At 42.8% G+C, this 25290-nt stretch carries 19 protein-coding genes; 12 read left to right on the top strand and 7 right to left on the bottom strand.

The window, feature by feature from the left end:
- Nucleotide 1: 1 nt before the first annotated feature.
- Entirely contained in the window at nucleotides 2-1462 is a 1461-nt protein-coding gene (locus AC1F2U_RS30065) for a protein kinase domain-containing protein (RefSeq protein WP_480264458.1), read from the bottom strand.
- 324 nt (nucleotides 1463-1786) lie between these two features.
- Here AC1F2U_RS30065 and AC1F2U_RS30060 point away from each other — a divergent pair, with 324 nt between their 5' ends.
- On the top strand, nucleotides 1787-2041 hold the full coding sequence (locus tag AC1F2U_RS30060; RefSeq protein WP_094348386.1) for a hypothetical protein: 255 nt from the start codon (nucleotides 1787-1789) through the stop codon (nucleotides 2039-2041).
- A gap of 3 nt (nucleotides 2042-2044) precedes the next feature.
- Nucleotides 2045-3304, top strand: a complete 1260-nt coding sequence (gene mltA, locus AC1F2U_RS30055; protein ID WP_480264474.1) for a murein transglycosylase A — start codon at nucleotides 2045-2047, stop codon at nucleotides 3302-3304.
- Between the two features lie 273 nt (nucleotides 3305-3577).
- On the opposite strand, the gene AC1F2U_RS30050 is transcribed toward mltA, so the two are convergent.
- The 3 genes from AC1F2U_RS30050 to AC1F2U_RS30040 all read right to left on the bottom strand — a co-directional run bounded on the left by AC1F2U_RS30050 (nucleotide 3578) and on the right by AC1F2U_RS30040 (nucleotide 5569).
- Nucleotides 3578-4447, bottom strand: coding sequence for a DUF5895 domain-containing protein (locus AC1F2U_RS30050; protein WP_480264457.1), 870 nt, complete (start codon nucleotides 4445-4447; stop codon nucleotides 3578-3580).
- 257 nt (nucleotides 4448-4704) lie between these two features.
- On the bottom strand, nucleotides 4705-5397 hold the full coding sequence (locus AC1F2U_RS30045) for a haloacid dehalogenase type II (RefSeq protein ID WP_480264456.1): 693 nt from the start codon (nucleotides 5395-5397) through the stop codon (nucleotides 4705-4707).
- A gap of 22 nt (nucleotides 5398-5419) precedes the next feature.
- The gene (locus tag AC1F2U_RS30040) at nucleotides 5420-5569 is read right to left on the bottom strand and encodes a hypothetical protein (protein ID WP_480264455.1); all 150 of its coding nucleotides are present in this window, start codon (nucleotides 5567-5569) and stop codon (nucleotides 5420-5422) included.
- Nucleotides 5570-5828: 259 nt separating this feature from the next.
- On the opposite strand from AC1F2U_RS30040, the gene AC1F2U_RS30035 reads away from it, so the two are divergent.
- Genes AC1F2U_RS30035 through AC1F2U_RS30020 form a run of 4 tightly spaced genes read left to right on the top strand, consistent with a single transcriptional unit; the run spans nucleotide 5829 to nucleotide 10560 of the window.
- Complete coding sequence (locus AC1F2U_RS30035; protein WP_480264454.1) at nucleotides 5829-7586, top strand: ScyA-related TPP-binding enzyme; 1758 nt, start codon at nucleotides 5829-5831, stop codon at nucleotides 7584-7586.
- 12 nt (nucleotides 7587-7598) lie between these two features.
- On the top strand, nucleotides 7599-8741 hold the full coding sequence (locus tag AC1F2U_RS30030; RefSeq protein ID WP_480264453.1) for a 3-oxoacyl-ACP synthase III family protein: 1143 nt from the start codon (nucleotides 7599-7601) through the stop codon (nucleotides 8739-8741).
- Between the two features lie 43 nt (nucleotides 8742-8784).
- Nucleotides 8785-9756 (top strand): SGNH/GDSL hydrolase family protein, encoded by a 972-nt coding sequence (locus tag AC1F2U_RS30025; protein ID WP_480264452.1) that lies wholly within the window; start codon nucleotides 8785-8787, stop codon nucleotides 9754-9756.
- Between the two features lie 48 nt (nucleotides 9757-9804).
- A complete protein-coding gene (locus AC1F2U_RS30020; RefSeq protein WP_480264451.1) occupies nucleotides 9805-10560 on the top strand; it encodes an SDR family oxidoreductase in 756 nt (251 codons plus the stop codon).
- 115 nt (nucleotides 10561-10675) lie between these two features.
- Here the strand turns inward: AC1F2U_RS30020 and AC1F2U_RS30015 are convergent, their stop codons facing one another.
- Complete coding sequence (locus AC1F2U_RS30015) at nucleotides 10676-14257, bottom strand: WD40 domain-containing protein (RefSeq protein WP_480264450.1); 3582 nt, start codon at nucleotides 14255-14257, stop codon at nucleotides 10676-10678.
- Nucleotides 14258-14695: 438 nt separating this feature from the next.
- Here AC1F2U_RS30015 and AC1F2U_RS30010 point away from each other — a divergent pair, with 438 nt between their 5' ends.
- Complete coding sequence (locus tag AC1F2U_RS30010; protein ID WP_094348394.1) at nucleotides 14696-14875, top strand: ribbon-helix-helix domain-containing protein; 180 nt, start codon at nucleotides 14696-14698, stop codon at nucleotides 14873-14875.
- 491 nt (nucleotides 14876-15366) lie between these two features.
- On the opposite strand, the gene AC1F2U_RS30005 is transcribed toward AC1F2U_RS30010, so the two are convergent.
- On the bottom strand, nucleotides 15367-15519 hold the full coding sequence (locus AC1F2U_RS30005; RefSeq protein ID WP_480264473.1) for a ribbon-helix-helix domain-containing protein: 153 nt from the start codon (nucleotides 15517-15519) through the stop codon (nucleotides 15367-15369).
- Between the two features lie 1023 nt (nucleotides 15520-16542).
- Here AC1F2U_RS30005 and AC1F2U_RS30000 point away from each other — a divergent pair.
- From AC1F2U_RS30000 to AC1F2U_RS29980, 5 genes are all read left to right on the top strand, one after another.
- Entirely contained in the window at nucleotides 16543-17046 is a 504-nt protein-coding gene (locus AC1F2U_RS30000) for a sterol desaturase family protein (protein ID WP_480264449.1), read from the top strand.
- 381 nt (nucleotides 17047-17427) lie between these two features.
- Nucleotides 17428-17604: a hypothetical protein gene (locus AC1F2U_RS29995; protein ID WP_480264448.1), complete on the top strand. Its 177-nt coding sequence runs from the start codon at nucleotides 17428-17430 to the stop codon at nucleotides 17602-17604.
- A complete protein-coding gene (locus tag AC1F2U_RS29990; protein ID WP_480264447.1) occupies nucleotides 17591-19570 on the top strand; it encodes a GAF domain-containing sensor histidine kinase in 1980 nt (659 codons plus the stop codon). Before AC1F2U_RS29995 ends, AC1F2U_RS29990 begins: the two co-directional genes overlap by 14 nt.
- A gap of 13 nt (nucleotides 19571-19583) precedes the next feature.
- Nucleotides 19584-23714 carry a PAS domain S-box protein gene (locus AC1F2U_RS29985; protein ID WP_480264446.1) on the top strand — a complete coding sequence of 1377 codons (4131 nt, stop codon included), beginning with the start codon at nucleotides 19584-19586 and terminating at the stop codon, nucleotides 23712-23714.
- 159 nt (nucleotides 23715-23873) lie between these two features.
- On the top strand, nucleotides 23874-24251 hold the full coding sequence (locus AC1F2U_RS29980; protein WP_322712093.1) for a response regulator transcription factor: 378 nt from the start codon (nucleotides 23874-23876) through the stop codon (nucleotides 24249-24251).
- Between the two features lie 262 nt (nucleotides 24252-24513).
- Here the strand turns inward: AC1F2U_RS29980 and AC1F2U_RS29975 are convergent, their stop codons facing one another.
- A complete protein-coding gene (locus AC1F2U_RS29975) occupies nucleotides 24514-24948 on the bottom strand; it encodes a VOC family protein (RefSeq protein WP_480264445.1) in 435 nt (144 codons plus the stop codon).
- Nucleotides 24949-25290: the final 342 nt, after the last annotated feature.

The raw sequence follows: 25290 nt of genomic DNA, 5'->3' as shown, positions 1-25290 counted from the left end.
ATCAAGAAAGTAAGCGTTGCTCAAATTGCAAAGCTTTTTGAGGTTCAGGGATTTGTGATGCTAAAATTTTTACAAATTCTGCACGAGAGATTTGTCCAGCAGATTTCATAGCTTTTTGCACTAGAAACTTAGCTATCGGGCCAATTAAATTAGCCAACTCACGTTCGCACTCTTCCAGAAATTTGTCACTTATGACTTGAGATTCTTGGTTTAGTAAATTATTTGAGTTTATACCAGATTGGTCGGATTTTACAGTAAGTTCTTGTAATAGAGTAGGTTTCTCTAGTAAAAAGATTGTTTTCTTCTTAAAATCAATTTGTTGATTTTCTCGAAGATGAAGGGCTAATTGACTAATTAATTCTTCCAAATTGGACGCTGATGCCGCAACTTGTCGTAGTAATCTTGAGGCGATGGGGCCGACAAATTCTAAAAGAATTGTTTCTAAGCGGTTGTAATTTTCCCCAGACAGAATAGAAGCAGCCGGATACCCAATTGAGTTTTGTTGAGAAAGCGAAGCTTGAGGCGGTTGTGTCAAATCTGGTACTTGAAGCGATCGCGCTTCTACCTGGTAATCTTTACGATAAGATTCTTGCTCTTTGGGTGTCAAAGATGGTATTTGAAGCGATCGCGCTTCTCCTCTAGTATCGAGATGCTTAAGCACCTGTAAAACTTCAGCCGCAGACTGATAGCGCTGTTTAAAGTGATGTAGCACCATCTTAGATAGCACAGATGCCAACTCAGAACTGACGTTAGCTTGATGCTGCCAAGAAATTTCTCCTGTATCTGGGTCTTCCTGAAAGTTTATCGGATGTAACCCTGTCAGCGATTGTATACCAATAATGCCCAAGGAATAAATATCACTGTTGGGGCGGGGCTTACCTTGTCCCTGTTCTGTAGACATATATCCGGGAGTACCAATAATAATAGTAGCCCCCGTGTGCCCTGCAATTGTGAGCAGTTGAGTTTGGACTTGTTTAACAGCCCCAAAGTCAATCAGTACTAACTTACCGTCTTGTTGCCGCCTAATTATATTGTCCGGTTTGATATCTCGATGAATAACGTTGTGGCTGTGAATAAATTGTAGAATACCCAGAACTTGTTGGAGTAGTTGAATGACTCGATCTTCTGTCCAACGTTGATTGGGGAATAGTTCCGCTTTCAGGGTATGTCCTTCAATAAACTCTTGCACCAAGAAGAACTCTTGGTTTTCTTCAAAATAGGCTAAAAGCCGAGGAATCTGGTCATGGTAGCCCACTTTTTCTAGTGTTTCTGCCTCACTAGTAAATAGCCGTCTGGCAGTTTTGAGAAATTCAGGACTACGAGTGACGGGCTTAAGGTGTTTGACAACGCATTTTGGGAAACCTGGCCGATGGGTATCTTGGGCTATGTAGGTTTGACCGAATCCACCTCCACCTAATATCTGGAGGACTTGGTAACGTCCGTCTAATAATTGTCCTAACATTGTGTTACAAGCCTTAATTCCTCAAATTAATCTTGACACAACTACCAGCTTTGGTAAGGTTTGTTGAGACAGAAAGTAGGTAGTGCCAAAATTTCAAGCAAGGTTTTTTGAGGAACTGCTTAAAGGATTAGGCGTCTAGAGTGAAGAGTCATTGGGCATTGAGCAGGGGGTGCAGAGGGGCAAAGGAAAAAAACTTACTGGAAATTCTGCTCTACTCCCTTGCTCCCCTGCTCCCTTGCTTCCAACCTCCCGTATGCTTACCCTTTTCATTCGGGGGTTACGTGGTTAACAATGGGTTGAATGTTTTTTAAATGATTCAACTTTATGGCTAGAACTGCAAATGAATATGCCGTATACATCCTACTGGAAAGCGGCCACCGAGAAGAAGTACGTTTTCCTACTATTCAAGAGTTTCAGAAATGGTATAGCGGCGAACTTGTGCCAAAATCTGCTTCTAATGACTTTATTAGCGTGCCGATCAAAAATATTCAAGGGGAATATATGGTAGTACGCCCTTCTCGGATTGTGGCAATCCGGGTAGAACCCATTTTTAGTTCCAGTGTTGAAAGATTCAACTAAATGATGAGAAAAACCCTTGCTTTGCTTTCCTTAAGTCTAGGAATTGCCCTCGTAAACCCTCTCTGGTCGGCTGTTGCTCAGGTTCCTAACTTACTGCCGTTGCCACTACCGACTGCTCCCGATCTTCCACCTATACCAATACCGATCGCTCCTGAGTTAGCGCCGCCGCTAAAACCAATCACTATCGGAAGCGATTGTACACTCCGGCCGACTTGCTTGGGTTGGGATGAGCAAATTTGGGGCCAAAGAGGTAAAACAGGCGATCGCAAAGCGCTGTTGGCTTCCATTGATAACAGTCTGCTTTACCTAACAAAGGGTGACGCGATCGCAGCATATCAAAATTATCCAGTTCGGGAAATTACCCTCGATCGCGTCCGCCGGAGTTTGTTGCGTTTCCGCCAACTGGTTGTCAGTTCTAACTCAGCAGCGCAATTACAAGCCGCTGTCCGCCGTGAGTTTGTCTTCTACCAGTCCGTGGGCAACGATGGCAAGGGTACTGTTAAGTTCACTGCTTACTATGAACCTGTTTACACTGCTAGCCGTGTCAGAACTGCAATCTATAAGTATCCTCTTTATCGGCTACCACCTGATTTCAGCCAATGGTCTAAACCCCACCCAAAACGAATTGATTTGGAAGGGAAGGATGGTTTAAAAGGGAATAAAAGCAAGTTACGCGGTTTAGAATTGCTTTGGTTTCGCGATCGCCTAGACGCATACATGGTACATATCCAAGGTTCTGCCCAAATTAAATTAACTAATGGCAAGACAACATCAATTGGCTATGCTGGTGGAACTGATTATCCCTGGACTAGTATCGGCAAAGAACTAGCCAAAGATGGCAAACTTCCACTAAATGGATTGACAATGCCACGTCTGATTAGTTATTTCCGACAAAAGCCCCAAGAGTTGAACAATTATCTGTTCCGCTGGGAACGATTTATTTTCTTCCAAGAAACAAACGGTAGAGGTGCTACTGGTAGTATTCATGTGCCAGTAACAGCAGAACGTTCCATTGCTACAGATAAGTCTCTCATGCCACCGGGAGCGTTAGCCCTGATTTACAACTCATTTCCCTATATTGCCAGTGGTGGCAAATTAGAGAGGCGTACTGTCAGCCGCTTTGTGCTTGACCAGGATACAGGAAGCGCCATCAAAGGACCGGGCCGAGTGGATTATTTTATGGGGTCTGGTAAACTAGCGGGCGATCGCGCTGGTGTCACAGGCGGTAATGGTTCATTATATTATTTGCTGCTCAAAGAATAAAGTTAGAAGTTAGAAGTTAGGAGTTAGGAGTTATTAATTCAAAACTCATCACTCCTAACCCGCATTTCTCACAAGCTTATGAAGCGTTTGATAATGAGTAATAAGTAATGGGTAATGAGTAATAAGTAAAAGAGCAACAGGCGCAATACCAGTGCAAGAACTTGTACATTCTTACTCACTACTCATTACTCCTTACTCACTACTCATTACTCCTCCATTCGAGGTGTGGTGAGAAATCCGGGCTAACTCCTCACTCCTCACTCCTCACTCTTTTTAATACGGCGGATAAGCAAAATCATCTTCATCAGCATAAACGTAAGAGTTGGAAACTCCTGCCATTGCCAATTTAGGAGTTTCGGATTTTACAGGTTCCTTGCCAAAATCTTTGTATTCTTCAAAAGTCTTACAAATCATTGCAGACTCCAGAGCATCGGAAGCAATTAAATATTGCGTTAAAGTCCCTACGGTGGGATGTTTATAGTCCACAGTTGAAGCTACCAAAACTGTATTTGGTTCAATTCCTCTTTCTTCACACTCAATGATCGGACAAAAAATCCCGTGAGCGTGGAACAAAGGCCCTTTTGGTGTCAAAGGTTGCTTACGATAGATAGCATAAGCTTTTTCTAGTTCAGCAACGAATCCACTTACTACTCTGCCTTGTTGATATTCGCAGTAGGTTTTGCTGAAACTCGCTCCGGCTGCACCATTGAGAGTTAGTTGCAGTGGTGATTCATGTAAAAACTTTTTATTCTCACCCACTATAAAAATTAGATAGCGAGTAAAGGTTTTAAATTTAAGTTTGTCGGCTAAAAAAGCATCATAATTATCTTTGAGCGTACCCAGTTTTAGACCACTTTCCCGGTCTTTAACAGACAATGGCCCCCGACGCACTATGACCAAGCGTGGAGTAGCGCTAATAAAGACTGTTTCTACTCCAGAGCTAAATTCATGCTCAACTTGCTGCCAATTATCATCTGGCACAAAGCCGACAGCATTGGCATTATCCAGCTTAATCGCCAAACCGTGAGATTGTATACCATCTGTGCCATACCGAGGATTAATCATCTGACACCAGGGAAGGACTTGAGAAGGCGGTGCACTGAATTTCTCGTCTTCAAAGTCAAAATTAGCAGATGCTTTCATCGTTTTAGGCTATCAAAGTGTTTTATTGAACAAGGTTATCGGCAGGGCGCTCTGAGGAAAGGAAAGCCAGTTATATGCTGTGGTTCCCAAAGTTTAAGAACATTAAACTGACGTAGTATTTTTTCTAGAGTAAGACAGAATCAATCTATGTTGCAATCCCTCTTTAGTTTTTTAACAACAAATTCTTTCTTTGGCATCTCTCTATCTAAATGCGATCTACTTTTTGTTCCTCTCGTGGTTAAATTCAAATCAGCAAATTACTGTAAACTTAAAGCTGCGAGAGTCTTCAAATCAGGCACTTCTAAATCAGGTTGAGTGACTGCTGGTAAACTCGCACTAACCCCTTGCTCTGCTCGACGATTTACCCAGACTGTTGATAATCCTAGAGATTTGGCTGTCACGATATCATGATATACACTAGCAGCAACGTGTAATATCTGCTCTAACGGCAAATCAATTCTCTCAATAGCCAATCTGAAGTTGTTGAAGGAAGGTTTGTAGCTTTTTGCCTGTTCTGCTGTGATTACCTCGTCAAATTCCACCTGCAAGTGCTTTGCCGAGAAAGCAAAGAGATCGTCATCTACATTTGAGATAATTACCAGCTTAAACTTTTGTTTGAAAGTTCTAAGTGCCTCAACTGTATCGGGGAAAGGCAGCCAATGCTGAATCGAATCGGCAAGTGAATTTAGTTCATTAGCAGTTGGCTCAAAGCCAAATCGTTCACCAAATTTCTGGACTACTCTTTTCAAAACTTCTTGATATCTGATATAATCTCCTTTTTCCAGTTCTGCTTCAAATTCAGCAAAAATATCAAGAATTTGTTCGTCATCCAAATTAGTGTTGTGTGCCAGGAGAAGTGGCTTTAGCACCCCTAAGATGCCATTTTCCCAATCAATTAGGGTTCCGTAACAATCGAAAGTTAAAGCCTTATACTGATTTAATTCAATCACTTTTTTATACTCCAGAGCTTGATTAATAGCGTTCAGTTTTCACAAACCAAAAGACGGGTGAAGTCGTCCGCGTTAGCGCAGCCCGCACTTCTCTACGAGACGCTGCGCGTAGCTTGCTTCCCCGGAGGGGTACAACTGCGCTCACCAGCCGCTCAGTGACCACCGCAGGCATCGCCACATCCACTGTTCTTGAAGTCTCTGAACATTTTTTTATATCAGGGCAACGCGGAACTTATAGGTTGCTCAAAGATTGACAAAGTGAACCGCCAAGGCCATTTTATAGTTATACCTGCGTTAGAGAGCATTGCTCACCGAAGTTGTATGGGCATTATCCAAACAAATTTATATTACATTGATATTACAATATTACTAAGTTTAGGTGTGGGATAATAGTTATTCCAGAAAGGAAATTATTCCTAAGTATAGTTTGTATGGATGTTAAATTTCAGGATACACAAGCAAATACCACTAAAGAATTAAACTCAAGTAAACAGCCATCTCATAGCAAGCCATCCGAAACTTTTTCGATAGCGGAGGCAGTGGTAAAAATCCTGGAAGATATGGGAGTACAGTATGCCTTTGGTGTATCGGGAGGTGCGATCGCGCCAGTGTGGGCTGCACTACATCAAAGTTCTATCCAGGTGCTGCACTTTCGCCACGAAGCTGGAGCAGCTTTTGCAGCTACTGAGGCGTACTTTGCTAGCGATCGGCCAGTTGTGGTATTCACTACAACCGGTCCAGGAATTACGAATGCACTAACCGGGTTATTTGCTGCACGTTGGGAGGGTGCTAAAGTGATTTTTTTGTCGCCTTCAACCTCAGCACCACAGCGTGGACGGTGGGCATTCCAAGAAACCAGCACTTACACCATGCCTAGCGCGGGGCTGTTTAGCTCAGAACCAGTGTTTCATTATGCGACGACTCTCGAATGCAGTGATGAACTGTCAAAAATTCATAGACGGTTGGCACTTGGTATAGCCCGACCAGATGGCTTTGTAGCACACTTAAATATCTCCACTAATATCCAATCTAGTTCGGTCAAGACATCATTGCCACGAGTGGCTTTCTCTTTTGCTCCCGCAGCCGTAAATGAAGAAACTATTGCAGAATGTACGCGGTTGCTTTCAGAAGGGCCATTTGCCATTTGGGTCGGCTTTGGTGCGCGGGGTGTAGCAGCAGAAATTCGTCAGCTTGCAGAAGCGACGGGAGCGGCGGTAATGTGTTCACCTCGGGGCAAGGGCATTTTTCCCGAAAACCATCCTCAATTTGTTGGTGTTACAGGTTTTGCCGGAGATACGTCAGTTTTAACGTATATGCAAGAACAACGACCTTTACGAGTGTTGGTGCTAGGAACGCGCCTCAGTGAGTGGACTTCGTTCTGGAATTCTACGATGGTTCCCAAACGAGGGTTCGTCCATGTCGATATCGACCCAGAAGTTCCAGGAACTGCATATCCATCTGCTGAAACCTTTGCCATCCAGTCCGATGTGGGAATGTTTGTAAAGGCACTGCTAAAGTACTTTCCACAACACCCAAATCAGTTAACAGAACTGTTGCTGCCTTGTTCCAAGCCTGTAATAATTAATCCACGTGCAGAGGGGCCAGTACGACCGGAAGTACTCATGGATGCAATTCAACGGCAAATAGTTGAAGGAAGCGATGCAGTTGTCATGGCTGAAGGAGGAAACTCGCTAGCTTGGGCAATTAACCTATTGCGATTTGCCAAACCAGGTCGTTTTCGAGCCAGTACCAGGTTTGCATCTATGGGTCATTTCGTCACAGGCGTCGTGGGTGCTGCGCTGGCACGCAATGGTAAGACCGTCGCCATAGTTGGAGATGGTGCCATGCTAATGAACAATGAGATAAGCACGGCTGTAAGATACCAAATTGCTGCCGTTTGGATTGTACTAAACGATGGGCGCTATAGTATGTGCGACCAGGGAATGGCTTTGTTAGGGTTCAAAGATGTAGATGTAGAGATTCCGCAGGTGGATTTTGTCAAGATAGCTTGTGGAATGGGAGCTGACGGCATCCGTGTTGAAACAGAACCTGAAATCCAGGCAGCTTTGGAGAAAGCGATGGCCTCGACCTGTCCGTACGTTGTTGACGTAGTAATTGATCCAACCCGACTTGCACCAATTAAAAGTCATATTCACAATTTGATTTCACAAGGTGCTACGAATTACTAAGAGGAGATTTTCATGGTGCATCACTCAGTAGGTATTCGCGCGATCGCAGTTAGCTTTCCCAGCGTCAGACGCACGCAGGATTATTACAGAGAGAAATACCCAGATATAGTTGCTCAAGTCGAGGAAAAAAGCTTGGGAAGGCTGTTTTCGCTTGCTGGCTCTACCCCCAGCAACGAGTTTGACTTGGAGATGTTGCCATATCTGTCAGATCCTTTTCGTGGTACTGTCGAGCAGCGGGTACTTGCTCCAGGTGAATCATCGCTGATGCTGGAAGAGCGTGCAGCTCGTGATGCTCTCAAAGCAGCGAAGCTTAATCCTGAAGAAGTCGATCTAATGCTCGTAGCCTCGATTTGGCCCGAACAAATCGGATTTGGTAATGCTGCCTTTCTTGCCCGAAAACTAGGACTGCAAGGTGCTGCATGGAATCTTGATGGAGCCTGCGGTGTTACCCCAGTAGCATTGCAAACTGCTTGTGCTCTAGTACGAGCAGGTGAGTACCGCAATGTACTGGTAGTAATTTCCTGCACTTACTCTCGCTTTGTCGATGAGGAAGATACTGTTTCCTGGTTTCTCGGTGATGGTGCTGGAGCCTTCGTGGTCGGTTCAGTCAAACCTAACCAAGGAATACTAAGTACAAAAACTATGGATACAAGTTGTTTCTGTGAATTATTAACCTTAAATATTACAGAAAACAAGCAAGGCAATCCACGAATTCGTATGCAGTTGAACAAGGATGCAAAAAATGCGCTCAGTGAAGAATCGGCGCAGCTTTTACGTATCTGTTGCGAAGGTGCTATCTCGGCAGCCGATTTAACTCTCGATCGAATTGATTTTTTTCTTTTCAATACGGTCACAGCTTGGTTTTCAAGCTTCTGTGTACGTGTACTTGGTATTGACTCAGAGCGCACCCTTAACCTCTATCCTCTGTACGCAAACATTGGGCCAGTACTTACCGTGGCCAATCTTTATCACGCTGCACAGATGGGTAAAATTCGGGAAAACGATCTGGTTCTCATTTATGGCTTTGGCGCAGCAGGAGTCGCCTCTGCAAGTGTGATGCGTTGGGGTAACGTGGCGCTAGGTCTTGATCCACATCTCAATGAACCTGAATCAGCACTGAAAAGTTCTTTAGATCGTAGCTTCGCTCCTTGTTAAAGTTATCTATCAAGATTTAAAACATAATCAATACTTGATAATTGTGCAAAAACAAATCCTAGCAACAGGATTTTTCCTGTTATCTTTGATGATATTTCCGCTCAAAGTCTCGGCAAAGAACTATGACAAGATTTATGTTTTTGGAGATAGCTTTTCCGATACGGGTAATGTATTTAATGCAACTAACGGAATCGTCCCCCCAAATCCACCTTACTTTAATAAACGTTTTTCCAATGGTCCGGTTTGGGTGGAATATCTCGCCTCCGATCTTGGGTTAACTTTCAATCCGAACACCAACTTTGCCTTCGGTGGTGCAACTACAGGATTCCAGAATATAGGAATCAGCACTCTACCAGGATTACAACAACAAATCAACAGTTTTACAACAGCAAATCCGTCTGCCGATCCAAACTCCCTCTACATCTTGTGGGCGGGTGTTAATGATTATTTAGATTACTTTTTCCAAGGCACTCCCAACCCTACGCAGGCAGTTACAAATTTATCAACAGCAATAAAATCGCTTGCTGCTGTTGGTGCTAGAGATATCATGGTATTGAATCTGCCAGATTTAGGAAAGTTTCCAGTTACAGGCGGCAATAGTCAAGTTTCTAGCTTACTTAACACTTTTACCAGTAAACATAATTCCAGCTTGACCACAAACCTGAAACTTTTGAGTCAGAAACTAAACCTTAATGCCAACATTATTCCTCTTGATGTTAATTCTCTTTTTAATCGGATCGTTGCAAAGCCGGAGGAATTCAGTCTCACGAATGGAACTGACTCGTGCATCGGAGATTCACCAGTGGTGCCTATTGAAGTTACCACACAGCCAGTTATGTGTATCCCAGACAAGTTTTTATTCTGGGATGAAGTTCATCCAACGACTGCCACTCATAAGCTAATCGGAAAATTAGCGTTTTCAGCCCTTGAACCAGTACCTGTCCCTGAACCTTCTGCTGTGTTAGGAGTCTTAACTTTTGGTGTAGGTGCAGTATCGCTACGGAAACGCAAATAGCTATCAGTTGGTGCAAAACAAAGCAATCAAAAGGGAAGGAACACACCGATGACAGGTCAATTAGACGGGAAAGTAGCACTGGTTACAGGGGCCTCATCAGGTATTGGTCGGGCGAGTGCGATCGCATTTGCCAGCGCTGGAGCAAAAGTTGTGGTTGCTAGTCGTCGGCTTGCCGAAAGTCAGGAGACCGTGCGTCTTATAAAAGAGATCGGAGGTGAAGCTATTTTTGTTAAGACCGACGTTTCAAATGCTGCTGAAGTGGAGGCACTGGTCAATACAACTGTCAAAATTTATGGTCGTCTAGACTGTGCTTGCAATAATGCTGGGATTGGGGGTAATCCCAGCTTAATTACTGATGATATCTCAGAAGAAGACTTGGATCGTCTAGTAAACGTAAATCTTAAAGGAACGTGGCTCTGCCTCAAGTACGAAATCAAGGCGATGCTCAAACAGAACAGCGGGGCGATCGTAAATGTGGCTTCTGCTGCTGGTGTTGTAGGTATTGCGGGCATTGCAAACTATAGTGCTACCAAAGGTGGCGTCATCGCTTTAACCCGCGCGTTGGCTATGGACTATGCTAAGGAAGGCATCCGGATCAATGTCGTGAGTCCCGGTGTCATTGAGACTGATATACTGAGTGCTTTATCTAGAGATGCACTTGCTCAACTTAAGGCAATGCATCCTATAGGACGCATTGGAAAGCCGGAGGAAGTGGCAGAAACAGTAGTGTGGTTGTGTTCGGAAGCAACTTCCTTCATCACGGGGCACAACATGATAATTGATGGAGGATATACTGCACAGTAAAGCAAGGCAGATGGAGGCAAGGTTCATAAGTTGTGATAGATATTACTTGCTTCCCGAATATCGCTTTTGCCAAAAACAAGCGCAAAATGTAAGAGCAGCGTTTACAAATGTAATACTACTTCTTATATTCAACTGCTCCTAAAGCTTTTAGAGTGGCAATAGTTGCAAAAGTTACACCTGTAATGCCCGTGATATTAGTGCCTTCGTAAGGTCTAGAGCTAAAAAGAGTTTTCAAGCATTCACCTTTTAAAATATCCCAAAGCTTAATTGTCCCATCTTCACTGCTACTAGCTAAAGTATTACCTTTAGAATTAAAAGCAACTGACCAGATTAATTTAGTGTGTGCTGATAAAGTTTTCTCGCAGTTGCTTGTGCTGACATCCCACAGCTTCACCGTTTGATCTCCGCTACCACTTGCTAATGTGCAACCATCCATACTAAAGGCAGCTGAATATACGGAATTGGTATGCCCATACAAAGTTTTAAGACACATTCCGGTGCTGACATTCCATAGTTTCACTGTTTGGTCACTGCTGCTACTTGCCAATGTCTTAGCATCAGGACTGAAGGCAACTGACCAGACCCAGTCAGTATGACCTTGCAGAATCTGGAGACATTTGCCATTGCTGACATCCCAAAGCCTTACTGTTTGGTCATGGCAACCACTAGCTAGCGTATGATCGTCTAAACTAAAAGCAACAGACCATACCCGCTGGGTGTGCCCTTGTAAAGTCTTTAAGCATTTACCAGTGCTGACATCCCACAACTTTACTGTTTGGTCATCACTGCCAGTTGCCAGCATTGTACCATCGTGACTAAAGGCAACTGATAAGATCCGATTACTATGCCCCTGCAACGTTTTGAGACACTGACCGATACTAATATCCCATAGTTTCACTGTTTGATCTTCGCTGCCACTAGCAAGAATGCTACCATCTGGACTAAGGGAAACTGATGTAACCCGATTAGTATGCCCCTGCAACGTTTTAAGACATTTACCTGTGCTGGTATCCCATAACCTTATCATTTGATCGCCACTACCACTAACAAGCATCGTGCCTTGAGGATTAAAGGTAACTGACCATATTCCATTACAGTAACCCTGCAAAATCTTAAGGCATTGACCTGTACTGACATCCCACAGCCTTACCGTTTGGTCATCACTGCCACTTACCAGCATCGTAGAATCAGGACTAAAGGCAACTGACCAGATCCGAGTGCCATGCCCCTTGAAAGTCTTGAGGCATTGGCTTGTACTGACATCCCATAGCTTTACCGTTTGGTCATCACTGCCACTTGCCAACATCATACTGTCTGAATTGAAGGCAACCGAATTTACTAAGTCAGTATGACCTTGCAAGGTATGAAGGCATTGGCTTGTAGCAACATCCCATAGCTTTACTGTATGGTCATGACAACCGCTAGCCAATATTTGACCGTCTGGGCTGAAGGCAACTGACTGTACTCTATGGGTGTGTCCAAGTAAAGTGGCTAGGCATTGACCAGTGATGATATCCCATAACCTTACCGTGTGGTCGTCACTTCCAGTAGCAAGCATTGTATCATCAGCACTAAAAGTAACTGCCCACACCCGACTACCATGTTCTAGTAGAGTCTTAAGGCATTGCCCGGTAGTGATATCCCACAACCTCACCGTTGTGTCCTCACTGCTACTCGCTAGTATATTACCATCTGAGCTGAAGGAAACAGACCAGATTCCACCGCTATGGCCCTGTAAAGTGGCTAGGCATTGACCACTGCTAGTATCCCACAGCTTCACTGTTTGATCGTCACTGCCACTGGCAAGAACACGACCATCAGGACTAAAAGTAACTGGCCAAATCCAACCCTTATGCCCCTTGCAGGTAAGCAGTTGTTTTCCATCCACAACCTGATACAGGCGAATCTCATTATTAGTATCTCCTGTCGCTAAAAGTTTTCCATCAGGGCTGAATGCCACTGAGTGAATCCCCCCTATGGTTTCAGCAAAAACACATTTACTTAGATTGGCATGAGCAAAATTTACATTGTGAAAATTTACGTTGCGTAGGTCTGCTTGCCAAACAGTCAGATAAGAAAAATCATAGCCACTTAGATCCGTCTCTAAATAACAAAGCAGATTGAGAATATTGCCAGCCGTATACCCTGGTTCTAGCGGAGATTCTTCTCGCAGTGTTGCAAGAATTTGAGTTAACCGACTTTCAATATTTTTTTTGCTTCTTAAGTCGTAAAGCAACCCATCTATGACTGGTTTAAGGATAAGGCGAACCTGAATATCTTTAACATAGTATTTACCAGTCGCCTTTATCAAAGCATGACGCCTAAACAAATCAAAATTCTGAGTAACAATTTCTTCACAGACTTGTTCTATCAATCTACTAGTCATATACTCCATGACTACAGGCTGAAGTGTGAATAGTGCCTTACTTTTTTCAATCAGCTTAGGCATTGGCATTAGCGTTCGCGCAGGGTCTCGTAGAGAAGCCTTCTCAATTAGCGATCGCCTTAGTAGAGATTCCACAGCCTCCATTAATTTTGCTTGCGGTACTTGTGATGTAATATCATTTCGCAATTCTGGAAGCGCCATTGGCTCACGATTAATCGCTAGCCAATACATTATTTCCTTTTCTAAATCTGATAAGCGCTCAAACTGCTGCTCTAAAATATCGCGAATATCTCCAAAAACAGCTGTGTCTTGTTGTAAAAATCCAGTCACATTACCATCAAAAATATCTTGAATGGTTGTGGCAACTATCTTTAAGGCTAATGGATTGCCTGCGTAACGTTCAATCATTACTTTCCATTCATCCTCTGCCGCCGATAGTCCTTTGAGTTTTAAAATTTCTTGCCCTTCCGCCACCTTCAATCCACTCAGTGGCAATGAGCGAACAGGTAGTGCTTGTCCTTCTAGCAATGCCACTTCTCTAGGTTTTTCCCGACTAGTCAGCACTAAGCAGCTTTGGTGAGTTGCTTCTCCTACCCGTCTTAAAAGCTCACCATATTCCTCATATCCTTCTCGATAAAGCCCAGCGCGGCTACCACTGCGGAGAATTGATTCTGCATTATCAAGGATCACTAAACAGCGATTATTTTGTAAATAATAGAGTAGTCGCGATACGCGATCGCTAAAGCTTTCTGGTAAATTACTTTCTGTTTCCTGTTCGTCAGATAGAAATTGGATTAAGTTACTTAGAATAATTTTAACAGGCGGTGCTTCTCGCAGCGATCGCCAGATCACATACTCAAAGTTCTCCTGAATCTGTTGAGCAAGCTTTACAGACAGTGTTGTTTTCCCAATGCCTCCTATTCCCAATAGTGCAACCAATTGGCAGTGCTCATTGAGAATCCATTGCTCTAGTGTAATAAGTTCTTCTATACGCCCATAAAAAGCGGAGTTAAAGATAGCTTCTCCCCAATCTAGACGAGTATTTGAGCTTGAATAGTCACTTTTATCTATTTTTAAGTTAAAAATTGAAAAAAGCTTCTCAATAGTCTGTTTGTCAACTCCTCCTTCCCGATTTAATACTTTCGAGATGGTAGCGGAATATAAACCAGAACGTACACTCATTTCTTCAAGAGTATACCGATTTCCAAAATTTTCTTTTGCTTCTGACTGATGCTTTGCTTCTTTAATTTTTTGTAAACCCTTGGTAGTAAGTGCAACGCCACGCTTACGTCTCCAATTCTGTAAAGTCATGTATTAACTCACTGTTCGTTTAATCACTTTTTATTAAAAGGAATTATCTACTAGGTTGTTATAGATATGGGGTAATAGCCATAACAAACGAATAATCTCATGTTGCAGAAGATTTAAAATAGGCATATTACCAAATCACTTGGTAACAAAAACTACCTTTGCCATTCACTCATCTCGGTAATTAAACGTCCCTTGCTCAACAGACTATCTGGACTGTTGGACATTGCTAAGATCATCTTTTTAGCCGAAAGCTTCTTACATTTGGTGATGGCAGATTGATTACGTATGGTATTAGTGATTTAATACCTCATTTCCTCAGTAATATTTTTGGGAGTAAAGCTTAAGTTCAATCTCAAAATCTCGATTTTCACTGGTAAATACAGCTCAAAATTGGCAATCTTGATAAGGAAAGTTTCTATATATCTAGCTTATCAATCAATGAATAAAACTGCTGCACTTAAATTTCCCCGTTTGACCACCTCCAGTCAAAAAAGAGCGCTTAAGCGAATCACTATCAATTTGACATCAGATGAAGCTCAAAACCTTGAAAAGTATTGCGAACAGACAGGCAAACTAGCAATAGACGTGATTCGAGAACTCATTCAAGCTTTGCCTTGAGATGCTGAACGTTGACGCCAAGCCTGAAAAGCGTCAGTCCAGAAGAGTTATAGCTAAAGTAGAAGCTGTTGCAGATTTGGACAAAGGTTTCCAATTTAATTCTAACGTGAGTAATTGCAAGAGCAATAATCATAGATTAGATTCTCACGACTGTATATTTGCTACCTCAATGCTATTGTTTGTGGCAAAAATTTTAAACAATATGAGTTAGAGATTATTTTTTGACGAAGATGACGACACAATAAGGATAGTCACCAAATCAAAAAAATATTCTCTCACTCCTCATTGTGCAACTCAATAATAGCGCTCGTGTCATCTTCTTTTTGGCACGCTGCGTCCGCGGTAAATGAGCGCAGCACGTCAAGAACTAAATTTTTACGTTCTTCTCAATCATCACAAAAAATTACTACCTCTGAATTTAAGACCTCCAATTAAACCGAATTTTAATATTTATATCTTGAAAATCAAGCAGGGTGAAATAGTTCGCAAATTTACTTTTGTTTCGTCAGTGGTAAGGCTCGAATAAGTTCTCTGATGACATCCGTTGCTGGTCTGCCTGTCTGTTCACAATATTTTTCAAGGTTTTTGGCTTCATTTGATGCCAGGTTTATAGTGATTCGCTTGACCGCCCATTTTTTGTTCATACTGAAATAGATAAATCGTGTAATCATAACTTCAAATCTTGATTTTACCTTCCAACTGGAAAGTAATCTAAATTTTGAATATACTGAGATACCATTTTAATAGGACACGTTGTAAATAAATATTGCAGGCGTGCTTTACTGATTTACTAACTTGTCTATAAATGATAAAGAAAGAATCAATATTTAGTACTCTATCATTTTATTTTTTGTCACTTTTAGCTTAGGCTGTAGTCTAATGCATACCCCGTTCGGTGTGCGTAGCAAGCTATGCGCAGCAGCAACCACAGGACAAGGGTGACACATAAAGTTGCCAGTGTCTACAACAAGAACGAACGACTAATCTAGAGTAAGGAAATCCAAACGCACTTGGCAAATAAAGATAAATTATAAAAGTATCCCTATCTTTTTAATGTTTATTCATTATTGGAAGTGGAAATTGAGAACGATATTATTACTCGATTTATAGAAAATATCTATAGCATCTAATTAATCTTAGATGCTCTAAAATTTACAGCTTTTCAGTTAAACTATAAACCTACTTGATTCATCCCAATAACTCAATTAATATTGGCAGAATATTTATTTAGAACGTTCTAAATAGAGTCATAATTCAAGCTTAATTGCAATAAATTTAGAATTAACAATATTGCAGAAACCCTTAACCTAAATTTGTACTCAACTTAACTCAACCTTTGCTTACGCTGTATGCCTTAGTAAGAAGATTGTGTAGTAACTATGGCAAAATACTGTATTTACATCGGGTTTTAGAGGTATTAATACCATTAACCCAGATCTAGAAGTCAAATTGGAGGTTCTTACAAGTTGCTGTTGACTGCATTAAGGATCGGAGATTCATGAAACTACAACTGCTCCAATTACATATACTCTGAGCCAAATTAACTGGAGGGTAGACTCATGAAACACACAGATGCTGCTTGCATAGCGCAAAACAGGTGTCTACTCCTACAGCATGACATTTGCATATTTTCTGTGAAGTTTTCTTATTAAACTTGAGGAGTACAAATGCTTGAGGCTATCGCTGTCGCTTGGTTGTTACTATTTATTGGCGATTTTCTATCTACATTCTTTTACCACGTACCCGAGCACGTTTTTGGTAGCCTTCATTTAAAAACGCACCACTCCTGGAAGAAAGACTTCCGCCACTACGCTATTTTGACTTTTAATCCCCAGGTTCTTTTAGATGGTATCTTGGGAGCTTTGCCTTATATACTTATAGCAGTAGTCCTGTGGTCTTTTTCTCCTATTGGCGTGATTTCTGGATTACTGCTTGGTCAATTACATGTATGGTGGAGACATATAAGTGTACTGGGTTGGCAAACTTCAAAGCCTGTAAATATTTTATGCCAAATTCTATTTATTACTACTCCTGAAAGACACTGGTTACATCATCACAAAACTAATTTGGGTTTCGGTGATATTTTTACCTTCTTTGAACAACCTGCACAAATGTGGTTACGCTGGCTACGGTTACTCAGACTTCGTTTTCGCTACCTCGGATCTAACTAAAACTAGCACTTACTTAAATACTTTTTAAAATCACCAAAAGAAGCTGCGATCGCAGCTTCTTTTGGTATGCTAAAAGCGATTATTCTACTCTCATAAATACGCTAACTTTTATACTCAAAAAAGCTGATTCCCAATTTATAAGGAGTAGCAACAAGAGACATGAATTTACCATAGATTAAAATCTATGCTTTTATCTAATTAAGAATTTTTTAATTATAGTTGTTTTAGAACCTATCAAACATTAAGCGAGTTATAAGAACGGAAGAATGCCTGTGGTAAAGAGTTTAAAGGTATTTACTACCGCTCGACTTCGCTGTTATATCGCTAAGGTTTTTGGGAAAACTAGTCTTAATTAGTAAACTATTATATCCCTAGATTTTTATGACAATTCCTCTCTTTTCGGGAGATGCTAGGCGTAGCTTGCTTATACAAAGGGGTACAGATAACTACTGTGAAAGTGTAGGTTTCTCTTTGAGACACTACGCCAACGACGAATCAACACTGATTGTGAGAAATTTGCAACCTGCTCTAGATGAGGTGTTTCATGCCCGCAGTTAGCCTCAGAAAGATGCTCAACAAAAAAGAGTTGCCATCTCTTATTCATAACTTAGTCTACCAGTTCAACATCGCGATTGATGTTGAACTGGTAGACGGCACGAAACTAATTAGTATTGGGGAGCAAACTGTAGAAAAGCGTTATCCAATCGAGGTTTCAGGAGAAATCATCGGTTGGGTTGTTGGAGAAGAACAGGCAACTATACTTGCAAACTTGCTATCATTGCTGGCAAAGCAGGAAGCTGAAAAGAAAGTACTCGCCAAAGAATTGTTAGAGCGATATCAGGAAATTGATTTGTTTGACGATATCTCGACTCAACTGACAACAAGTTTAGATACGCGACAGATTGCCCAACTTGTGCTTCAAGAATTGAGTCAATTAATTGAATCATCTGCGGGGATGATTCTGCTTTTGAGTCCAGATGCAACTGCGTTTGAAATCATTGCCGAATTTGGAGTGTTTTTTGACCGCAATCAGCCAGAACCCGGTAAGGGAATTATCGGCAACATTGTGCAATCCAACCGGGCCGAACTCGTCAATGATGTGCAAGCCGATCCGCGATTAGAGGGGCAAAAAAACGTTAGTGCAATGATTTGTGTACCATTACGAGCCAAAGAGCGGGTACTGGGAGCGATCGCTATTGGAACGGCCAAAACTGACTCATACAAGGCTGAACACCTGAAACTGGTGAGTATCTTTGCCTCTCAAACAGCGATCGCTATTGACAAAGCTGTGCTTTACGAGCAAAGCACTCAAGCAGCCGTCCAGGCAAAAGCCCAAACACAAAGGCTTCAGCAAGCTCTCCATGAGTTGCAATTAGCCCAAACTCAGTTAATCCAAAGCGAAAAAATGTCCAGTCTCGGACAACTTATTGCCGGAGTTGCCCACGAAATCAACAACCCAGTTAATTTTATTTGCGGCAATTTAAAGTATGTTGCCGAATACGCCCAAGACTTGTTACACCTGTTGGAAAAGTATCAGAAATTTCTACCTGTTGCTCCTCCAGAACTGGAATCAGAGTTAGACAATATAGACCTGGAATTTATCATGCAGGATTTTCCCAAACTGCTAGATTCGATGAAACTGGGCACAGGTCGTATCGTCGAAATTGTCCAATCCCTGAAAAACTTCTCCCGCCATGACGAAGCTGAAATGAAAGCCGTGAACATCCACGATGGCATCGATGGAACGCTAATGATTCTTCATCATCGTCTGAAAGCAGATGTTCATCGTCCGGCAATTGAAATTGTTAAAGACTATGCAACACTTCCTCTGATTGAATGCTATCCCGGACAATTGAATCAGGTGTTTATGAACATTTTGGCAAATGCCATTGATGCTTTGGAAGAAAGCATGGAAAATTGGAAACTCAAAAATAATCCTCAATCTCCAACTCCCAATCCCCAAATCACTATTCGTACCATAGCCATTGACCACCAGTGGGTTGTAATTCGCATTGCCGACAACGGCCCAGGCATGAAGGAGGAGGTAATTCGCCGCATTTACGATCCCTTCTTCACCACGAAAGATGTTGGGAAAGGAACGGGGTTAGGTATGGCAATTAGCTACCAAATTATTGTAGACAAACATGGGGGAATGCTTAAGTGTCGTTCTCAACCCAGTGAAGGCACAGAATTCTGGATTCAGATTCCAATAAATTGTGCATTGGCAGACGCTGTTGAAGAACAAAATAGCACCTCTGCCTTGCCAACTCCCACAACGGAATCATCCCCTACTCCCGATACCGACGGCTTCATTCCATCAACAGCTCCAATACTCAAACCGACGGATCTGCTGATCCGCCATACTCAACTGATCCAGCGACTTTCACAGCACAGTCCAGATGTGGAAAGTGCATCACCCGATCAACTTTATCAGATGTTTCAACACCACCCAATTTCGTTAAAGCTTTACGCTACTTTGTTGTCTTGGTTCTGTTGTTCTAACCCTAGCCAAATACACCACTAAAGAAACCTCAATCATGTTTAACCAACTTGATGAATACAACAGTCAGCTATTTGAACAATGTCCTGTTGGGCTAGCACTATGCCGAACAGATGGGACACTAATTAACATCAACCCCGCCTTTGCTGCCATTTTGGGGCGTACTGTTCCAGAAACCCTGAATCTCACCTACTGCGAGATTACCCCAGAAAAATATGCTGCTACGGAGCAATCTAGCCTAGAAGACTTGGAACGAACTGGTCGCTATGGACCTTATGAGAAGGAGTACATCCACAAAAACGGGCATCTGGTTCCAGTCAGGTTATCTGGGCTGATGATTGAGAAGGATGGAGAGCGGCTGATCTGGTCTAGTGTGGAGGACATCAGCGACCTTCGACGCATTCAGCAGGAACGCCAATATATTCAACAAAACCTAAAACAGAGTGAAGCCCGATACCGCTCTTTGGTGACAGCTAATACACAAATTGTCTGGGTAAGCACACCAGATGGAATTTGCTTTGAACTGGCAAGCTGGATAGCTTATACAGGTCAAAGCCTAGCTGAAGCTGAGAATGGGGGCTGGATTGATGCCGTTCATCCTGACGATCGCGCCTATACCGGAGAAGTCTGGAGTGCTGCCGTGGCAAACCTGAGTATGTATCAAATAGAATATCGAATTCGTGGCAAGGATGGCAACTATCGCTACTTTTGGGTCTGGGGCGCGCCCGTTATAGAAGAAGATGGCAGCGTCCGGGAGTGGATTGGCACCTGCACCGATATTCACGATCGCAAGCTGGCAGAAACCGAAAAGCAGTATCTCGAACAACGGTATCGCTCTTTAGTGACTACCACTTCACAAATGGTCTGGACGGCATCGCCGGAAGGAATGGTGAACTCTGAAATAGCTGGTTGGGAAGCATATACAGGTCAGAGTGCAGCCGAAATGATGGGCTGGGGCTGGTTAGATGTCATGCATCCCGATGACCGTGCCAAGAGTGCTGAAGTTTGGAGTGCTGCTGTGGCGAACCAGAGTCTTTATCAAGTTGAATATCGGATTCGTGCCAAAGACGGTACTTATCGCTACTTTTTTGGCAATGCAGCTCCTGTTTTGGAAGCAGATGGCAGCATCCGCGAGTGGATTGGCACCTGCACTGATATTCACGATCGCTGGCTAGCAGAAAAAACTTTGCAACAGAGCGAAGAACGGTTTCGCTCTTTGGTGACTGCCAGCTCGCAAATTGTCTGGGTGACTACCCCTGAAGGAGAGGCGGTGAGCAGTGAAATGTCTACCTGGTTAGCGTACACAGGTCAGAGTGCAGATGAAATCCAGGGTTTGGGCTGGCTCGATCCGATTTACCCCGATGACCGTACCCGCACCGCCCTTGCCTGGAGTAATTCTGTGGCGAATCGGAGTCTCTTTCAAACTGAATATCGGTTACGTGGTAAAGACGGCAGCTACCGCCACTTTTCTATCTGTGGTACCCCTATCCTAGAAGCAGATGGCAGCGTTCGAGAATGGATTGGCACCGGCACCGATATCCACGATCGCAAGCTGGCAGAAGCCGAAAATCAGCGTCTTCAAGAACGATATCGCTCCTTAGTAACTGCTACTTCACAGATTATCTGGGGGGCTACCCCGGAAGGACTGGGAATCAGCAGGGAAATGCTCACCTGGATGGCCTATACGGGGCAAAGCGAGGCTGAGGTTGAGGGTTGGGGCTGGCTCGATCCGATTCACCCAGATGACCGTGCCGGCTCCACAGAAGTTTGGAATGCTGCTGTGGCAAACCGAGGTATCTACCAAACCGAATATCGGCTGCGTGGCAAGGATGGCACATACCGCTACTTCTCTGTCTGTGGTGCCCCCGTACTGGAGGAAGACGGCAGCATTCGGGAATGGATTGGCGCTTGCACCGATATCCACGATCGCAAGCTGGCAGAAGCTGAAAATCAACGTTTACTCGATATGTTGAATCATTCCAGCGATGCGATTATCGCCCGCGACATGAGCGACAAAATCTCTCACTGGAATCAGGGTGCCGAAAGGCTCTACGGTTGGACGCGTGAGGAAGTGAAAGACCAATACATTCACGCATTTCTAAAATCAACCTTTCCAAAACCTTTAGAAGAAATTCTATCAGAGTTTCTCCGGCAGGGCACTTGGGAAGGAGAACTGGAACACATCACGCGCGATGGCAGATGCATCACCGTTCAGAGCCGCTGGACTTTGCAACGAGATTTATCCGGTCAACCCTGCGCCATGCTAGAAATTAATACTGACATCACTGCCCGCAAACAAGCAGAAATCGCTCTGCGGCAACTGAATCAAGAACTGGAAGCCAGAGTTGTCGAGCGGACGGCTGCCTTGCAAAATACATTAGCAGAAGCACAGGGATTAAATGCGATTTTAGATAACTTAGCAGATGGTTTGTTAGTGGCAGATACTACAGGACAAATCACCCACTTCAATCCTGCTTTTTTAAGTATGTATGAATTGACAGCTACTGCCCTCAACGGTCACTACCGAGAATTGCCGATATCTGGTTTACCAGACCTGATTACACGAACTCAATCCCATCCCGGTGAGGTGTTCTCTGCCGAAGTTGCACTGACTAAGGAACGCATTGGTCAGGCAGTGGCAACCGCCATTTTTAAAAAGACGACAGATTCAGAACCCGCCGCCTGCTTCGGTTCGGCGCTACTGATTCGGGATGTGACGGCAGAAAAAGAAATCGACCAGATGAAGACCGATTTCATCTCAACAGTTTCCCATGAACTGCGGACGCCACTGACTTCTGTCCTCGGTTTTGCGTCGATCATTCAAGAAAAGCTGGAAACCGATGTGTTCCCAATGATTTCTACCGAAGATCGCAAGCTTCAGAAAACGATTAAGCGGGTGGCTGATAATCTCAACATTATTGTATCGGAAGCAGAACGGCTCACGTCTTTGATTAACGATGTCTTGGACATCGCCAAGATGGAAGCAGGTAAGGTGGAATGGCAGATGCAACCCCTCGATCCCAGCGAATTACTGGATTGGGCAACCAATTCTACCGCCGGGTTATTTGAAACCAATGGCTTGCAGTTGGTGAGCGAGATTGAACCTGAACTGCCTCAGATAGTAGGCGATCGCAATCGTCTACTGCAAGTTTTAATCAACCTAATTTCTAATGCCGTTAAATTTACCGAATCTGGTTGTGTCACCTGCCGCGTTAAACAAGGAAACGACGGTGTTTGCATTAGCGTCATCGACACAGGCATTGGAATTGCACCAGAAGATCAGCCAAAAGTGTTCGAGAAATTCCGCCAAGTTGGTGACACCCTCACCGACAAACCCAAAGGCACTGGGTTAGGACTGCCCATTTGTAAACAAATTGTCGATCATCACGGCGGTAGAATCTGGGTTGAAAGTGAACCAGGTAAAGGCAGCATATTCTCGTTCATCATTCCCACCTACGCTTGCGATCGACAAACCACTGCTAATCTGAATTTGGATACGCTTGTCAAACAACTCAAAGAACACGTCATCACTAAAAGCGCTGTGTTGAACCAAAACCGTAAAACCATTTTGGTTGTAGATGATGACGCTAACATTCGGGAACTGCTGCGTCAACAACTGGAGAACGAAGGCTACAATGTTCGAGAAGGGAAAGACGGCATGGATGCAATTCATCAAATCAAAATAGCGCGTCCCGATCTGATTCTCTTGGATGTAATGATGCCCCAAATCAACGGCTTCGATGTGGCAGCCGTTCTCAAAAACGATCCTCAGACCGCAGACATTCCAATTATCATTCTGTCGATTATTGAAAACAAAGAACGGGGCTACCACATTGGCATCGATCGCTATCTCACCAAGCCGATTGATACAGGAAAACTCCTCAACGAAATTGGCTCATTGCTTTACCAAGGCACTTCTAGTAAAAAGGTATTGGTTGTAGATAAAAATGCATCAGCCTTAAAAACTTTATCCGATGTATTACAAGCTCAGGGATACAGCGTAATTGAAGCCTCCAATCCGCAAGAATGCATCAATAAAGCCCTGTCAGCCAAACCTGACATGATCATCATCGATTCTATCTTCTCTCAAGAAGCCGATTTGGTGAAAACCCTACGCTTTGAGAAGGAGTTAGAAAATGTATTTTTTATTATGCTGTCAGAACAGTAATTGCTAGGGAGTGAGGACTGGGAACTGTGCAAAAAGCAAGGGAGCAGAATTTTCCCCTCTGTCTCTTTTCAATGCCCAATGCTCAATACTTCGACTCCCTTCTACTGCGCTCAGGGCAAGTCCTCAGTACAAATGCCCAATACCCAATCCCCAATCCCTATGAACCAGAAAATTCTAATTGTTGACGATGAACCCAATATCTTGATTTTGATGGAACAAGCCTTAGAAGCATTAGAAGATGAGGGTGTTGAACTTCTAACTGCTAGAAATGGAGAAGAAGCTCTCGAAACTATTAAAACTGAAAAACCAAACCTAGTTTTTCTTGATGTGATGATGCCGAAAATGAATGGTCTGCAAGTCTGCCATATTGTAAAACACGACCTGCAAATGACTGATATCTACATTATTATTTTGACAGCTAAAGGACAGGAGTTTGATAAACAAAAAGGAATTGAGGTTGGTGCAGATTTATATCTAACTAAACCATTTCGTCCCAAAGAAGTACTTGAAAAATCAATGCAGGTGTTAGGCTTGTAAGGAAATTATTGAATGATTTTGCCTGCGATCGCAGACTCATACCAACCGATCCAAAAGACACTATATTTGTGCTGCGATCGCTGTAATTCCTTAAAACGACTAACATATTTTTATAGTCCCATTTGGCGGGAGTTACGACCTGCTAAAATAGCACAAGTATAAGCAATAGCAATCAATAAAATCAGTGCCCTCAAGTGTTGACCATCAGCATAAGTATATTCGAGATTATAGCCGTCAGTCTTGCAATCCTTTTTTTGTATTGTTAGTCAACGCTTGATATCTCAGTTAAAAGAATGACTCTACCATCAGGATCGGTAACACTAACTCGCTGTTCATTATTTTTAACTTTTGACGATAGCTTGGATTTTATTTCCAATTTTTCTAAATTGCATAATATCTCTTCAAGAGATGTAACATTAAATCCAAACCTCGATTCTGCACCCATTTTCTGTTTATTTTCTGGATTTAGTAAAGTTGCTTGGTATGGATATATCTCTAGCACAATGCTTCCCAAATTACATGCATGATGAACTAAGTTAGATGACCCATGTTGTTCTTCTATAAATTCCATGCCAAGAGCAGAATAAAATGATAATGTACTCTCCATATTCATGGTATAAATAACAATGAATGAGAGAGAGATTGTGTTTACGCGTTTCATTTTGTCTATGTGCGTGCATTTTTCTTTATAATCCACGAATAATTGATTTTTATCTACACATCATAAACATGAGACAACACGAACTCCTTTTTCACGCATAGTTTCTTTCAGAGCCTGATAGAGAGTATCATCACTAACTATAGCAATCCTAAATGATTCATGAGAAAACACCATATTCATAAAGTTTAGGGAAGTCAAAAATTTGACAATCAATCGCTAATTCAAATAATCCTTTAACGACAGAAAAAGAACAGGGTAAGCGCATCTAATTTTGTGCTTAAGAATACAGATTATTTTACTGTAGTAAGAGTGATGCACTAAATAGGAGCATGAAATGTGTTGAGTAGTACGCTAATAAGCAAAGCGTTTAGTCACATG

Source organism: Nostoc sp. LEGE 12454, assembly GCF_056620565.1.
Note: the sequence above shows the minus strand (reverse complement) of the source record. Positions and strands in the feature narration are given on the sequence as shown.